The following is a 14,278-nucleotide window of genomic DNA, read 5'->3' on the forward strand; positions in this document are numbered from 1 at the left end:
AAGGCGCACATTTTACGCGATCATCGGCCCGCGCACGCGGCGGCCGTCAACGGATCACGCCGCAGGCCAGCGCAGGGCCCGCGCCATGGTGCGGGAACGCGGGATCGCTCGGTTCGCGGTGCACCAGCGCCGCGCGGTTCATCGCCGAGCGCACACCGTCAAGGGCCAGATCGGGAGCGACGATGAAGCCGGCCGCGACGCCGTTCGCATCCGCATGGATGTTGCCGAGATCGCCGGCAACGCGAGCGCCCGCGCGCAGGCGGTCGGCGGCCGGTGCGAACACCTGGCCGGCGCTCGAGCCGTCGCCCGCGTTGCAGTCGCCGCGCTCGTGCACCTGCAGCGCATGATCGCTGTTCGGCGGCAGGCCGACCAGGTTGTAGGTGACCTGGACGCCGTCCGGACGCTCGACGAACGTCACCGCGCCGCGCGCCTGCGAGCCGACCGACGGCTGCAGTTGTGCGTCGGCCCGTTTTTCGTGCGACGAGGAAAAGGAGGTACAGCCGGCCAGCAGGCCCAGCGCGGCGGCGGCCAGCAGCGCGCGCCGCGCGCGGCCGGCGCGTACGCCGTGATGTCGTTGTTTCATTCGATCCTCATGCCGGCTGACGGTCGTTTGACACGACGGTCGCGCCGGGCGGGTAAAGGGACCCGGGAAAAGTCGCCATGATACCGCGCCTCGCGGCGCCGTAAACAGCCTGAGGCCCCGCCCCGCAAGGGTTTTACGTATTTTGAACAACGATCGTCGGGAACTTCGACGTCATGTCGCGCGCGCGCTCGGCAATCGCCAGCGCGACCCCGCGCGCGATGTCGCGGTAGCGACGCGCCAGCGCGCCGTCCGGATCGGCCGCGACCGTCGGCGTGCCGCTGTCGGCCCGCTCGCGGATCGCGATGTCGAGCGGCAGGCTGCCGAGCACGGTCACATCGTAGTCCTTCGCCATCCGCTCGGCCCCGCCGGCGCCGAAGATGTGCTCCTCGTGGCCGCAGTTCGAGCAGATGTGGATGCTCATGTTCTCGACGATGCCGAGGATCGGAATCCCGACCTTCTCGAACATCTTCAGGCCTTTCTTCGCGTCGAGCAGCGCGATGTCCTGCGGCGTCGTGACGATCACCGCGCCCGTGACGGGCACGCGCTGCGCGAGCGTCAGCTGGATGTCGCCGGTGCCGGGCGGCATGTCGACGATCAGGTAGTCGAGCTCGCGCCAGTTGGTCTGGCGCAGCAGCTGCTCGAGCGCGGAGGTCGCCATCGGGCCGCGCCACACCATCGGGTTGTCTTCCTCGATCAGGAAACCGATCGAGTTCGCCTGCAGCCCGTGGCCGACGAGCGGGTTCATCGACTGGTTGTCGGGCGACTCGGGGCGCTGGCCGTGGATGCCGAGCATCGTCGGCAGCGACGGGCCGTAGATGTCGGCGTCGAGAATGCCGACCGACGCGCCTTCCGCGGCGAGCGCGAGCGCGAGGTTCACCGCCGTCGTGCTCTTGCCGACACCGCCCTTGCCCGATGCGACCGCGACGATGTTCTTCACGTTCGGCAGCAGCTTCACGCCGCGCTGCACCGTGTGCGCGACGATCTCCTGCGACACGGCGACGCGCGCGTCGCGCACGCCCGGCACGGCCTGGAGCGCCGCCGCGACGCGTGCGCGCACGTCGTCGTGCTGGCTGCGCGCGGGATAGCCGAGCACCACGTCGAGCGTCACGACATCGCCGTCGATCGCGACGTTGCGCACGCCCTTGCTCGCCGCATACGGACGGCCGGTATTGGGGTCGACGACAGCCGCCAGCGCGGCGTCGACTTGTGCCCGGTCAATGCTCATCGAAACTCCGTGAAAACGTTTTTCTCGCGCGCAAACGTCAAAAAATATCAAATTACGCTGCGAAAATCGGAAAAAGTGAAAGAATCTGTTGCATGCCATTGCGCGAACGCGCGACCCGGCGCACTCTTCGCGTGCGGCATGCTATGGGGCCAAATCGACCCGTAACCGCCTATATTGTAGAGGCTGACGCGTCGCACTGTCCGAACAGCCACGCTGACGGACTGGGCATGCGGCCACCTCGGCGGCTGCCGCGCGCGCAGGCCGGCCTTCCTTTTTTCGGACGGCCCGCGCTGGGAGCCGTAAAACTGTTGTTGTCGTCGTTGTCGACTCGTTCAACCAAGAGAGGAATCCAAGATGAACATGAAAATCGCGACTCGCCTGTCCGTCTTCGCCCTGGCTGGTGCAGTGCTGGCCGGCTGCGCATCGCCGCAAGGCACCAACACGGCCGTCGGTACCGGCACGGGTGCGGCGCTGGGCGCAGGCATCGGCGCACTGGCCGGCGGCGGCAAGGGAGCGGCGATCGGCGCGGGCGTCGGCGCACTGGTTGGCGGCGTGACGGGTTACAACTGGCAGGCGATCAGGAACAAGCTTGCCCCGTCGGCAGCACAGACGGGCACGCAGGTGACCGAGCAGCCGGACGGCTCGCTGAAGCTGAACGTGCCGAGCTCGGTGACGTTCGCGACGAACCAGTACGCGATCACGCCGGCATTCACGCCGCTGCTGAACGACCTGGCGACGACGCTGAACCAGAACCCGCAAGTGACGGCATCGGTCGTCGGCTACACGGACAGCACGGGCTCGGCGCAGCTGAACCAGACGCTGTCGCAGAACCGCGCGCAAAGCGTCGTGAACGCGCTCGCGCAGCGCGGCGTCAACAGCGGTCGCCTGTCGGCGCAAGGCATGGGCCCGTCGAACCCGATCGCGGACAACGCGACCGAAGCCGGCCGCGCACAGAACCGCCGCGTCGAAATCTACCTGCGCGCAGCGCAGGCGCAGTAAGCGCACGACGAGGGGAAGGCGCGGGCGAGCCGCCCGCGCAACCCCGCCGGACAAGGCTTCCGTCGGGGCCGGTAACAAATCGAAAAAATTTTCGAACTTCCTTCGCGGGCCGTGGTCAGTATTTACGGTACGCGGCTGGCAGTTGCCGGCGCGTCACCATTCTCCTCTTGTCGTTGTTGCTCCGGGGCTGTATCCGCCCCGGTTTTTTTTGCCCGCAGAATTCGTGCTGCAGCGCAGCAGCACCACCGGGCACGCCGTTTGCGCGGCCCTGCCCGTTCCGACGCCCGCTCTGCGGCGCCGGCCCGCCTCCCCGCCCCGCGCCCCTGCTAGAATCGCAGTTTCCCGTCGTATTTCCGCCGTTCCTCTACAGACCCTATGTCCGCATCCGACCTCACTTCCGTGCAGGCTGCGGCGCCGCAAGGCGACCGCCAGATCCTCGTTACGTCCGCACTGCCCTATGCCAACGGGCAGATCCACATCGGCCACCTGGTCGAGTACATCCAGACCGACATCTGGGTGCGGACGCTGCGAATGCATGGCCATGAGGTCTACTACATCGGCGCCGACGACACGCACGGCACGCCGATCATGCTGCGCGCGGAGAAGGAAGGCCTGAGCCCGAAGCAGTTGATCGACCGCGTCTGGACCGAGCACAAGCGCGACTTCGACAGCTTCGGCGTGTCGTTCGACAACTTCTACACGACCGACTCGGACGAGAACCGCGTGCTGAGCGAGCAGATCTACCTCGCGCTGCGGGAAGCCGGCCTGATCGCCGAGCGCGAGATCGAGCAGGCGTACGACCCCGTCAAGGAAATGTTCCTGCCGGATCGCTTCATCAAGGGCGAGTGCCCGAAGTGCCACGCGAAGGACCAGTACGGCGACAACTGCGAGGTGTGCGGTTCGACCTACCTGCCGACCGAATTGCTGAACCCGTATTCGGTCGTGTCGGGCGCGACGCCGGTGCGCAAGACGTCGAAGCACTACTTCTTCCGCCTGTCCGACCCGCGCTGCGAGACGTTCCTGCGCGAATGGGTGAGCGGCCTCGCGCAGCCCGAAGCGACCAACAAGATGCGCGAATGGCTCGGCGACGCCGGCGAGGCCAAGCTCGCCGACTGGGACATCTCGCGTGACGCGCCGTACTTCGGCTTCGAGATCCCGGGCGCGCCCGGCAAGTATTTCTACGTGTGGCTCGACGCGCCGGTCGGCTACTACGCGAGCTTCAAGAACCTGTGCGACCGCAACGGCATCGACTTCGACGCGTGGATCCGCCCGGGCACGAAGGCCGAGCAGTACCATTTCATCGGCAAGGACATCATGTACTTCCACACGCTGTTCTGGCCGGCGATGCTCGAGTTCTCGGGCCACCGCACGCCGACCAACGTGTTCGCGCACGGCTTCCTGACGGTCGACGGCGCGAAGATGTCGAAGTCGCGCGGCACGTTCATCACCGCGCAAAGCTACATCGACACGGGCCTGAACCCCGAATGGCTGCGCTACTACTTCGCCGCGAAGCTGAATGCGACGATGGAAGACATCGACCTGAACCTCGACGACTTCCAGGCGCGCGTGAACAGCGACCTCGTCGGCAAGTACGTGAACATCGCGAGCCGCGCGGCCGGCTTCCTGATCAAGCGCTTCGACGGCCGCGTGCAGGACAGCGCGATGAACCATCCGCTCGTCGCGAAGCTGCGCGATGCGATTCCCGCGATCGCCGCGAACTACGAAGCGCGCGAATACAGCCGCGCGCTGCGCCACACGATGGAACTCGCGGACGACGTGAACGCATACGTCGACGGCGCGAAGCCGTGGGAGCTCGCGAAGGATCCGGCCAACGCGGTCGCGCTTCATGAAACCTGCAGCGTGAGCCTCGAGGCGTTCCGCCTGCTGTCGCTTGCGCTGAAGCCGGTGATGCCGCGCGTCGCCGAATCCGTCGAGGCGTTCTTCGGCGTCGCGCCGCTCACGTGGGCCGATGCCGCCAAGCCGCTGTCGTCGGAACAGCCGATCAAGGCGTACCAGCACCTGATGACGCGCGTCGACCCGAAGCAGCTCGACGCGCTGCTCGCCGCGAACCGCGATTCGCTGCAGGCCGAGACGACCGGCGCGGCCGCCGCGGGTGCGAACACCGCGAAGGATGCGAAGAACGCCAAGGCGAACGTGAAGCCGGCCGTCGTGAACGGTGCCGACGATGCGCCCATCTCGATCGACGATTTCGCGAAGATCGACCTGCGCATCGCGAAGATCGTCGCGTGCCAGGCCGTCGAAGGCTCGGACAAGCTGCTGCAGCTCACGCTCGACATCGGCGAGGAAAAGACCCGCAACGTGTTCTCGGGCATCAAGTCCGCGTACCAGCCCGAGCAGCTCGTCGGCAAGCTGACGGTGATGGTCGCGAACCTCGCGCCGCGCAAGATGAAGTTCGGCCTGTCCGAAGGGATGGTGCTCGCGGCGTCGGCAACCGACGAGAAGGCGGAACCGGGCCTCTACATCCTCGAGCCGCACAGCGGCGCGAAGCCCGGCATGCGCGTGAAGTAAGCCGAGCCGAGCACGCGGCCTGCACGAAAAAGGCCCCGCACAATGCGTGCGGGGCCTTTTTTTCAACCGTGCGCGGCGCGACGCGCCCCCGGTCACCGTTGACTGAACCAGCGGTCGAAGCGCCGCGTGTAGTTCAGGTCGACGCCCTGGAACGTGCCGCCGTACGCGGACACCGACCAGAAGCGCGTCAGGTTGATCGTCGCCTTGAACGCGTTGGCCGCCGACTGCAGCCCCTGCTCGTAGCCGAGCACGAAGCGCTCGTTGATCGCCTTCGACACCTGCACGACCTGCGGATCGGTCAGGCCGACGTCGCTGCGGCCGATCGAGAATTCGTCGAGGCCGATGGTCTGCGCGACGCGCTTGCCGGTCACGCTGCCAAGCAGCCCGAGCGCCGCCGTCATCGCCCCCTGCTGACCGACGTTGTTGCCCTGGTCGGTGCCGTGCCCGAACAGCAGCCACGACAGCTTTTCGTTGTCGGTGACGTTCGGCTCCGACACGAGCTTGACCGTCGACGACTGGATCGTGCCCGTCACCTGCACGCCTGCCTCGACCTCCTGGTTGCGGCGCATCGCGAGGATGTTGACGCCCGGGTTCGACACGGGCCCGTTGAACGTGAAGAAGCCGTTCTCGATCGCGAGCTTGCGGCCGAACGACGTGTACGTCGACCCTTCGGTCACGCGCACGTTGCCGACCGCGCGCAGCGGCACGCCCGGCGCGCTCATCACGGTGATCGTGCCGCGCAGCCCGAGATCCGCACCGTGGCCCTTGAAGCGGAAGTTGTTGCCGAGGCCGATGTCGATGTTCGCGCGCGGCGCGAGCGACGGCGCCGGTTTATCCGCGGCCGGCTGCGGCTTCGCGACCGCGGTGCCCGTCGGCGTCTCGCCGCGTACCGTGCCGTCCGGCTGCACGATCACGACGTCGTCGGACAGATGCGGCGCCGATTCCTCGGGCAGGTCGAACAGCGCACGGTCGACGACGAACTTGCCGTCGATCGACAGCGCGCCGCGCGGCCCGTCGTTCGCGACCGTCGCCTTGCCCGACAGCGACAGCTTGCGGTCCGGCGCCGCGAACAGTTCGAGCTTGTCCGCGACGATGCTCGCGGTCAGGTCGGGCGCCTCGCCGTCGAGGCGCACGCGGCCGAGCGCACGCAGCGTGCCGTCGCCGCCGTGGAACTCGACCTGCTGGAATTCGACGAGGTTTTCCGCGAGCTTCACGCGCACGATGCCGTCCTTCAGTTGCACGCCCTGGTCGACGAGCGTCGCGGACAGATCATCGCCCGTCAGCATCCCCGACAGGTTCGGCTTCGCCGGCGTGCCGGCGACCGTCAGCTTCAGCGCCGCGCGCCCGCCGAGCAGGTAGCTCGGCCCGAACAGGTTGCCGGTCGCTTTCAGCGACGGGATGTCGGCGTCGATGCGGCCCGACAGCGCACCCTCGTTGACGACCCCGAACATGCCGTCCTGCAGCGCAAACGGCACCGCGACGTTCGCGTCGAGCGTGCCGATCCGGTTCGCCTTCGCGAGCGCCGTCACGTTGAGCCGGTTGCCGGGCGCGAAGCTCGCGCGCGCGGACAGGTCGGTCAGGCCGAGCGACGCGATCCCGCGCCCGCTCTCGATCGTCACGTCGCCGCCGCGGCGCTTCACCTGCACGTAGCCCGTCGCGTTCGCGCCGAGCGAGAAATCCCAGTCGGCGTCGAGCACGACGTCGGTGCGCAGCGGCGGCCGCTGGCCCGTCAGCTCCTGGCGGACCTCGAGGAAGCGTGCGACCGACGCGCCGCTCACCGAACCCGCCGAGCGCATCTGGCCGTGATCGAACACGAACGACTTCAGGTCGATCGCCGCGCCTTCGAGCGTGAGCCGCGTCGCGCCGAGCGTCACGCGGCCGGCGCCGGCCGACACGGTGAGCGGCGCCTGCAGTGCGACGGCCGGCGTGCCGCGGTTCGCGAGGCGCGTGACGGTGCCGTCCCAGCGCATTCCGTCGCGGTTCTCGACCACGCCGCCGTTCGCCGCGAGCGTCACGTCGATCACGCGGCCGCCGGCCGTCCCGAGCGCCGATGCGTCGAGCGTGTGCTTCGCGCGCGTGCCGTCGAGATTCGCGCGCAGCGATTTCAGCTTCAGCGAGCCGAGCGCGATGTCGGTCGCGTCGGCCGTGAACACGAGTGCGCCGTGCGCGCCGTCGCGGATGTCCGCACGGCCGTGCGCGGCGCCGATCCGGTTCGATCCGACGACGACGTGCTCGGCCTTGTAGGTGGCCGTCACGTTCGGATGCGCGAAGCTGCCCGTCAGGTCGCCCTGCGCCTGCACCAACCCCTCGACGCCGAAGCCGAGCCGGTCGAGCTGCGGCGCGTCGACGACGAAGCGCAGCCGGTCGCCGGGCGCGCCGAAGCTGCCGCGCAAATCGACGTGGTTACCTGCGATCGACAGGTTCGCATTGCTCGGCAGGATCCGCGAGCCGGCGAGCTGCACCACGCCGGCACCGGTCAGCGGCACGCCGTCGTACAGGCTGTCGCCGAGCTTGAAGGTCGCCTTCGTCGACACCTGCGGCGCAAACGCGCCCGACGCGGTCAGCGTGCCCGACACGCGCGTCTCGCCGCGCCTGGCCGGCGCCGCTGCGTTGGCGGCCGCCTTGCCGCCGGCCTTCGGCGCACTCATCGCGGCGAGCAGCAGCGGATCGAACGCCGTCAGCGTCGCCTTCGCGTCGTAGCTCGAATGCGCGTCGTGGCGGAACACGCCCGTCAGGTCGATACGGCCCTTGGCCACAGTCACGCGCGCGTCGGTCAGCACCGTCTGCTGCGATGTCAGCGCGACCTTCGCGCGCGCGCCGAGCGCGAGCTTCGGGTCGTTCAGGTTGAAATCGACGGTCGTCACGTCGCCTGCGAGCGTCACGCCGAGCGGGCCGCCCAGGCGCATCGGCCGCAGCTCGGCGACGAATGCGTTCAGGTCGAGGTTCGCGACCTTCAGGTCGAAGCGGCCCTTGCCGCCCGTCAGCGTGCCGTTGCCCGTCACGCTGCCGTCGCGGATCAGCTTCAGCGCGAGATCGTCGATCCGCTGCGCGTGCGCGTCGAGATGCACGTTCGCGTGCGCGTCGATCACCGGCAGCAGGTGGTCGCCGAGCGTGCCGGGCTTCGCGTTGACGATCGACACGGGGCCCGCCACCGCGAAACCCTTCGCCGGTGCGGCGCCGGCCGGCGCGGTCACGGGTGCGAGTTCCGCGCGCACCGCGAGATCGGCGGCCGGTGCGCCGGGTGCGAGCGCCTGCGGATTCACGTGATCGAACGCGAGCGACGCGCGCGTGAGCGGCACCGCGTCGAATGGCGCGGCCTCGACGTGCGCGCGCCCGTTCAGTTTCATCCCGCTTGCGTCGACGTCAGCGACCAGCGCCTCGAGCGAGCCCGACACGCGCGCCCGCGCGTCGACCGGCTCGTCGGACAGCTTGCCCGCGTAGGTGGCTTCGCCCGTCAGCGCGAACGGCTTCACGCCGTCGAGCTTCGCGCGCGCGGTCAGTGCGCCGTACGGCGTATCGATGCTGTCGAGCGCGAGTTCATGGCGACGGCCGTCGCTGCGGCCGTTCAGTGCGATATGGTCGAGCTGCGTCGTCGAACCGCCGTCGTGGATCGCAAGGCGATCGACGCGCAGGTCGTCGATCCGCAATTGCAGCGGCAGGCTCAGGTCCTGCGGCGTCGTGCTCGGCGTCGACGGCCCCGGCGCGATCCGCACGTCGATCGTGCCCGCGCGAAGATAGGCGATGGACAGCCGCCACGGCGCGCGGGTCAGCGCCCAGCGGCCCGCGATCCGGTCGATGCGCACTTCCGTGCCTGCACCGCCGGGGCTTGTCCACGCGAAGTCGCGCAGCCGCACGCCGGTCGCGAGCGAACCGCCCTCGAGCGTGCCGGCAAGCTGCCCGCCGAGCACGCGCACGGCCGCCTGCCACGAGAGCCGCGTGCCGCGCTCGGTCGTCGCCGCGGCCAGTATCAGCCCCACCGCCAGCACGACGAGCAGCACGACCGTCGCGAGCGTCCACGCGACGACGCGCATCGCGCGTCCGCGGCGCGGCGCGCGCGGCGGCGCGTCGGGCGTGCCGTCGGGCGAGTCCGGGTCGTGAGGCGGCGGCGTGTCGTTCGGGTCCTTCGTCATGCGGTTCGTCTTGGATGAAGCGGTACGTTCAGAAAGCAATGCCGAGCGTCAGGTACGGGCGCACGCTGTGGTTGCGCAACCCGTACGCGACGTCGACGTTGATCGGGCCGACCGGGCTGCGCCAGCGCGCACCGATACCGACGCCCGGATAAAACACCTTCTCGCCCCACGCGTCGGTCGCGGTGCCGATGTCGAAGAACGTCGCGGCACCCCAGTCGCGGTTGAACCAGTGCTGGTATTCGGCGGTGCCCGTCATCAGGTACTTGGTTGGCAAAACGGAGCCGTCGACGCTGTTGCCGATGCTCTGGTAACCGTAACCGCGCACCGAGTTCGAGCCGCCCGCGCGGAACAGCAGCGACGCCGGCACGCCGGTCGAGCTGCCGCTCGTGAACACGCCGCCGAGCTCCGCGCGGAACACGAACAGGTCGCGCTTGCCGACCGGCAGGTATTGCTGGCCGCGCGCGTAACCGCGGATGAAGGTCTGGTCGGTCGCCACGCCCTTGACCGCGAAGCCGGCCTCCGCGTGGATCAGGTTGCCCGAGCGCGGAAACAGCGGATCGTCGACATTGCGGCGCGTCCAGGCCCATTGCGGCACAAGCGCGCGGCTCGTGGTCGGCCCCGCGCCGTTCTGGTCGAGCCGGTCCTGGTAGTACATCAGCGAATACGAATAGTCGATGAACTGGCCGGTGCGCGTGCGCTGCACGCCGCCCCGTGCACTGTAGATGCGCGTGTCCGACACGTTGGTATTCGTATAGGACGCGAGCACGCTGTTGGTCCAGCCTTTCTCGCCCGGCGGCATCGACAGCTGGACCTGCCCGTACTGCTGGATCTGGTCGAGCCGGCCCGACACGGTCAGCGGCCACGCCGCGCCGAACGTGTCGAGATACGTATAGGAGCCCTGCACGTGCGGCCCGGTATCGGTTGCGAAACCGACACCGCCGCGGATGTTGTTGTACGGGAACTCGCTAACCTTCACGTGCACGGGCGTGCGCTCGGGCTTCGTCGTATCGTCGCCGACGTCGATCGCGACGCTCGCGTAGTACGGCGTGTTCTGCAACTGCCGCTGCAATTCAGTGATCCGCTGTACGTCGTAGATCTCGCCTTCCGACAGCGGATTGACGTTCGTGACGATCTTCTCCGGATAACGACGCACGCCGTCGACATCGACCTTGCCGATCGTAAACGTCGGCCCGCTGTCGAACGTGACCGCGAGCGTCGCGCGCTGCGTGCGCGGGTCGATGCGCGCCTCGGACGACACGATCTTCGCGCCGAGATAACGGCGCGACTGCAGTTGCCTGAGCGCCGCGCCCTTCGCGCCGTCCCAGTCGGACTGCGTGAACGGGTCGCCCGGTTTCATCGAGAACGCGAAACGGGTCGCGGCCTCCTGCTTCGGATCTTCGGTGTCGACGGGGCCCTTGAACGTCAGGTCGACCGTCGACACGACGGTCTGCGGCCCCGGATCGACCGCGATGCGCACGTCGCGCTTGCCGTTGCGCGTGCGCACGTCGGTGCGCACGACCGGCGAGAAATAACCGGCCGTCGCGGTCAGGTCGCGCACCTGCTGCGGCGTGGCGGTCACGAGGAAGTCGAACTGGTCTTCGCTGATGTCGTCGCGCTTCGCGAAGCGCGCAATATCGAGGTGCGACTTGAGCAGCTTGCGGACCGAGCGCGGCGCGTCGATGTCGACGTCGTACTTCGCGAGGGCCGGCAGCGCGAAGAACGCGGCGACGCAACCCGCGAGGGCCGCCCGTGCGGCGCGGGCCGCGGTGCCGGCGAAATTGCGTGCCGCGCGCGGGCCTGCGTCATGCGCCGTGTGTGCTTGCTGGTTCGACTGCCCCGCCAAATATGACCTCGCCCTCGGTTGTCACGGTTTCGTGGAAACCCTGTATTTGACCACAGGGCAGCGGCGATGCCCGCACGCGCGAGGCTGTGACGCTTGCGCGCAACGGCGCGCGCACGGGCCCGGGCCGCGTCGCCGCAGGTGCGCGCCCGCGGATTCGACGCGCGATTGGCGCCGGCCGTTCCCGCGATGCGGTAAAATCCCGCCATCGCGAATCCGGCGCATCGTGCGCCGCCCGAAACGGAAAATCCAGCCATGCCGTACCAGTCCGACGTCACGCAGTTCCTGAACCAGCTCAAGCAACAGAAGCCGACGCTCGAGGAAGAGCAGCGCAAAGGCCGTTCGCTGCTGTGGGACAAGCAGCCGATCGACCTCGAAGAGCGCGACGACCAGCAGGAATCGCGCGTGAAGCAAACGTCGTACGTCTACTACCAGAACTTCTGACGACGTGAGCGCCGCCGACGAGGCCAGCGCCGCCCGGCAGGACGACGCGATCGCCGCGCCCGCGGGCGCCGATTCGACGCCCGACACGGTCGACGGTGTCGCGGCGTTCGCTCGCCTGTACGGCGAGCCGCTCTTCAAGCTGCCGCAGGATCTCTACATCCCGCCCGATGCGCTCGAGATTTTCCTCGAGACGTTCGAAGGCCCGCTCGACCTGCTGCTGTACCTGATCCGCAAGCAGAACTTCAACGTACTCGACATCCCGATGGCGCAGGTCACCGCGCAATATCTGGGCTATGTCGACCAGATCCGCACGTCGAACCTCGAGCTGGCAGCCGAATACCTGCTGATGGCCGCGATGCTGATCGAGATCAAGTCGCGGATGCTGCTGCCGGTCAAGAAAGCCGACACCGGCGAGGAAGCGGAAGATCCGCGCGCCGAACTCGTGCGCCGCCTGCTCGAATACGAGCAGATGAAGCTCGCTGCCCAGCGTATCGACCGGTTGCCGCAGCTCGGCCGCGACTTCCTGCGCGCCGACGTCTACATCGAGCAAAGCATCACGCCGCGCTTCCCCGACGTGAATTCGGACGACCTGCGCGCCGCGTGGGCCGATGTGCTCAAGCGCGCGAAGCTCGTCCAGCACCACAAGATCTCCCGCGAGGAACTGTCGGTGCGCGAACACATGAGCCTGATCCTGCGCCGGCTGCAGAACGCGCGCTTCATGGAGTTCGCCGACCTCTTCGACACGTCGCGCGGCGTACCGGTCGTCGTCGTGAATTTCATCGCGATGCTCGAGCTCGCGCGCGAATCGCTCGTCGAGATCACGCAGCCCGAGCCGTTCGCGCCGATCTACGTGCGCCTCGCGTACCTGCCCGCGTAGGGCCCGCGCCCGCCCTTCCCGTTCTCCCGATTCGTCCCGACGCTCGCCGCTTCGCCGCGGCGGGTGGCCACGCCCCCGGGTCGTGGTTCGTTTCCGGCACGCCCGATTAAAAAGTGAACGATCGTTCTCTTTTCGATGCGTTTGGCGGCCAAATCCTCTACAATCCGCCGACGCCCGATGCGCCGCCCGCGCGCCGGCGTTCTCCGCTTCGACCCCGACGCCGCCGCTGCGGCGCCAACGCGCGCATGCGCGAGGAACCCGCTACCCGATCATGAAAGTCATCAGCTCGATCCATGAACTGCGCGACCAGTTGCGCGGACAGAACCGCACGGCGTTCGTGCCGACGATGGGCAACCTGCACGAAGGGCACCTGTCGCTGATGCGCCTCGCGCGCCAGCACGGCGACCCGGTCGTGGCGAGCATCTTCGTCAACCGGCTGCAGTTCGGCCCGAACGAGGATTTCGACAAGTATCCGCGCACGCTGCAGGACGATATCGAGAAGCTGCAGAAGGAAAACGTCTACGTGCTGTTCGCGCCGACCGAGCGCGACATGTACCCGGAACCGCAGGAATACCGCGTGCTGCCGCCGGACGACCTCGGCGGGATTCTCGAGGGCGAGTTCCGCCCCGGCTTCTTCGCCGGCGTGTGCACGGTCGTCACGAAGCTGATGTCCTGCGTGCAGCCGCGCGTCGCCGTGTTCGGCAAGAAAGATTACCAGCAGCTGATGATCGTGCGCCGCATGTGCCAGCAGCTCGCGCTGCCGGTCGACATCGTCGCGGCCGAGACCGTGCGCGACGACGACGGCCTCGCGCTGTCGTCGCGCAACCGCTACCTGACGGCCGACGAGCGCAAGGAAGCGCCCGAGCTCGCGAAGACGCTGCAGCGCGTGCGCGACAGCGTGCTCGGCGGCGAACGCGACCTCGGCAAGCTCGAGCAAGTGGCGCGCACGCACCTGGCAGAGCGCGGCTGGGCGCCCGACTACCTGTCGATCCGCCGCCGCGCAAACCTGATCGCGCCGAGCGCCGCCGAACTCGAAGCCGGCGAGCCGCTCGTCGTGCTCGCGGCCGCGAAGCTCGGCGCGACGCGCCTCATCGACAACCTGGAAATCTGACGGGCCGCCCGCCCGCGCCTCTCACGACGCATCACGGAGACACCATGCAGCGCCACATGCTCAAATCGAAGATCCACCGCGCGGCCGTCACGCACTGCGAGCTGCACTACGAAGGCTCGTGCGCGATCGACGAAGACCTGCTCGAAGCGTCGAACATCGTCGAAAACGAACGGATCGACATCTGGAACATCAACAACGGCGAGCGCTTCTCGACGTACGCGATCAAGGGCGAGCGCGGCAGCGGGATGGTCTCGCTGAACGGCTCGGCCGCGCGCCGTGCGCAGCTCGGCGACCTCGTGATCATCGCGGCATTCGCGATGGTCGACGAAGCCGAACTGCAGGCCGGCTGGAAACCGAAGCTCGTGTTCATCGACGACGGCAACAAGATCAAGGGCCACCGCGATCACGTGCCGACGCAGAACTGGACGTAACCTGAGCGGCCGCCCGCGTGCCGTGGCGCGCGGGCGCGACCGCGCCGCTTGCGGTCGAAGGGCCGGATCCCGTGCGGCACGGGATCCGGCCCTTTCTCATTGTGTCGTG

General features: G+C 68.3%; 10 protein-coding genes. 6 read left to right on the plus strand and 4 right to left on the minus strand.

The features are described 5' to 3' along the window. Nucleotides 1–46: 46 nt before the first annotated feature. Together sodC and apbC are read right to left on the minus strand one after the other, a co-directional pair. Nucleotides 47–583: a superoxide dismutase [Cu-Zn] gene (sodC, locus tag R9B84_RS12730; RefSeq protein WP_423758211.1), complete on the minus strand. Its 537-nt coding sequence runs from the start codon at nucleotides 581–583 to the stop codon at nucleotides 47–49. 133 nt (nucleotides 584–716) lie between these two features. After that, nucleotides 717–1,808, minus strand: coding sequence for an iron-sulfur cluster carrier protein ApbC (gene apbC, locus R9B84_RS12735; RefSeq protein ID WP_423758212.1), 1,092 nt, complete (start codon nucleotides 1,806–1,808; stop codon nucleotides 717–719). A gap of 354 nt (nucleotides 1,809–2,162) precedes the next feature. On the opposite strand from apbC, the gene R9B84_RS12740 reads away from it, so the two are divergent. Next, nucleotides 2,163–2,807, plus strand: a complete 645-nt coding sequence (locus R9B84_RS12740; protein WP_047898762.1) for an OmpA family protein — start codon at nucleotides 2,163–2,165, stop codon at nucleotides 2,805–2,807. 375 nt (nucleotides 2,808–3,182) lie between these two features. Next, entirely contained in the window at nucleotides 3,183–5,336 is a 2,154-nt protein-coding gene (gene metG / locus R9B84_RS12745; protein WP_423758213.1) for a methionine--tRNA ligase, read from the plus strand. Nucleotides 5,337–5,428: 92 nt separating this feature from the next. Here metG and R9B84_RS12750 read toward each other — a convergent pair whose 3' ends face one another. Both R9B84_RS12750 and R9B84_RS12755 read right to left on the minus strand, forming a co-directional pair. Then, on the minus strand, nucleotides 5,429–9,466 hold the full coding sequence (locus R9B84_RS12750) for a translocation/assembly module TamB domain-containing protein (protein WP_423758214.1): 4,038 nt from the start codon (nucleotides 9,464–9,466) through the stop codon (nucleotides 5,429–5,431). A gap of 28 nt (nucleotides 9,467–9,494) precedes the next feature. Next, nucleotides 9,495–11,309, minus strand: a complete 1,815-nt coding sequence (locus tag R9B84_RS12755) for an autotransporter assembly complex protein TamA (protein WP_423758215.1) — start codon at nucleotides 11,307–11,309, stop codon at nucleotides 9,495–9,497. A gap of 252 nt (nucleotides 11,310–11,561) precedes the next feature. Here R9B84_RS12755 and R9B84_RS12760 point away from each other — a divergent pair, with 252 nt between their 5' ends. The 4 genes from R9B84_RS12760 (at nucleotide 11,562) to panD (ending at nucleotide 14,169) form a co-directional block, all read left to right on the plus strand. Next, nucleotides 11,562–11,750, plus strand: a complete 189-nt coding sequence (locus tag R9B84_RS12760) for a DUF3460 family protein (protein WP_321790515.1) — start codon at nucleotides 11,562–11,564, stop codon at nucleotides 11,748–11,750. A 4-nt stretch (nucleotides 11,751–11,754) separates the two neighbouring features. Next, nucleotides 11,755–12,627 carry a segregation and condensation protein A gene (locus R9B84_RS12765; protein WP_096471519.1) on the plus strand — a complete coding sequence of 291 codons (873 nt, stop codon included), beginning with the start codon at nucleotides 11,755–11,757 and terminating at the stop codon, nucleotides 12,625–12,627. Between the two features lie 271 nt (nucleotides 12,628–12,898). After that, complete coding sequence (gene panC / locus R9B84_RS12770; RefSeq protein ID WP_423758216.1) at nucleotides 12,899–13,738, plus strand: pantoate--beta-alanine ligase; 840 nt, start codon at nucleotides 12,899–12,901, stop codon at nucleotides 13,736–13,738. A 44-nt stretch (nucleotides 13,739–13,782) separates the two neighbouring features. Further along, nucleotides 13,783–14,169, plus strand: a complete 387-nt coding sequence (gene panD, locus R9B84_RS12775; protein ID WP_423758217.1) for an aspartate 1-decarboxylase — start codon at nucleotides 13,783–13,785, stop codon at nucleotides 14,167–14,169. The last annotated feature ends 109 nt before the right edge of the window (nucleotides 14,170–14,278 follow it).

The sequence above is a fragment of the Burkholderia sp. NLJ2 genome (genome assembly GCF_049487195.1).
Lineage (GTDB): Bacteria > Pseudomonadota > Gammaproteobacteria > Burkholderiales > Burkholderiaceae > Burkholderia > Burkholderia pyrrocinia.

Excerpts from the sequence above, each read along its gene's own strand:
- panC (WP_423758216.1), top strand. The coding sequence starts at position 12,899 with ATGAAAGTCATCAGCTCGATCCATGAACTGCGCGACCAGTTGCGCGGA.
- panD (WP_423758217.1), top strand. The coding sequence starts at position 13,783 with ATGCAGCGCCACATGCTCAAATCGAAGATCCACCGCGCGGCCGTCACG.
- R9B84_RS12760 (WP_321790515.1), top strand. The coding sequence starts at position 11,562 with ATGCCGTACCAGTCCGACGTCACGCAGTTCCTGAACCAGCTCAAGCAA.
- R9B84_RS12750 (WP_423758214.1), bottom strand. The coding sequence starts at position 9,466 with ATGACGAAGGACCCGAACGACACGCCGCCGCCTCACGACCCGGACTCG.
- apbC (WP_423758212.1), bottom strand. The coding sequence starts at position 1,808 with ATGAGCATTGACCGGGCACAAGTCGACGCCGCGCTGGCGGCTGTCGTC.
- R9B84_RS12740 (WP_047898762.1), top strand. The coding sequence starts at position 2,163 with ATGAACATGAAAATCGCGACTCGCCTGTCCGTCTTCGCCCTGGCTGGT.
- sodC (WP_423758211.1), bottom strand. The coding sequence starts at position 583 with ATGAAACAACGACATCACGGCGTACGCGCCGGCCGCGCGCGGCGCGCG.
- metG (WP_423758213.1), top strand. The coding sequence starts at position 3,183 with ATGTCCGCATCCGACCTCACTTCCGTGCAGGCTGCGGCGCCGCAAGGC.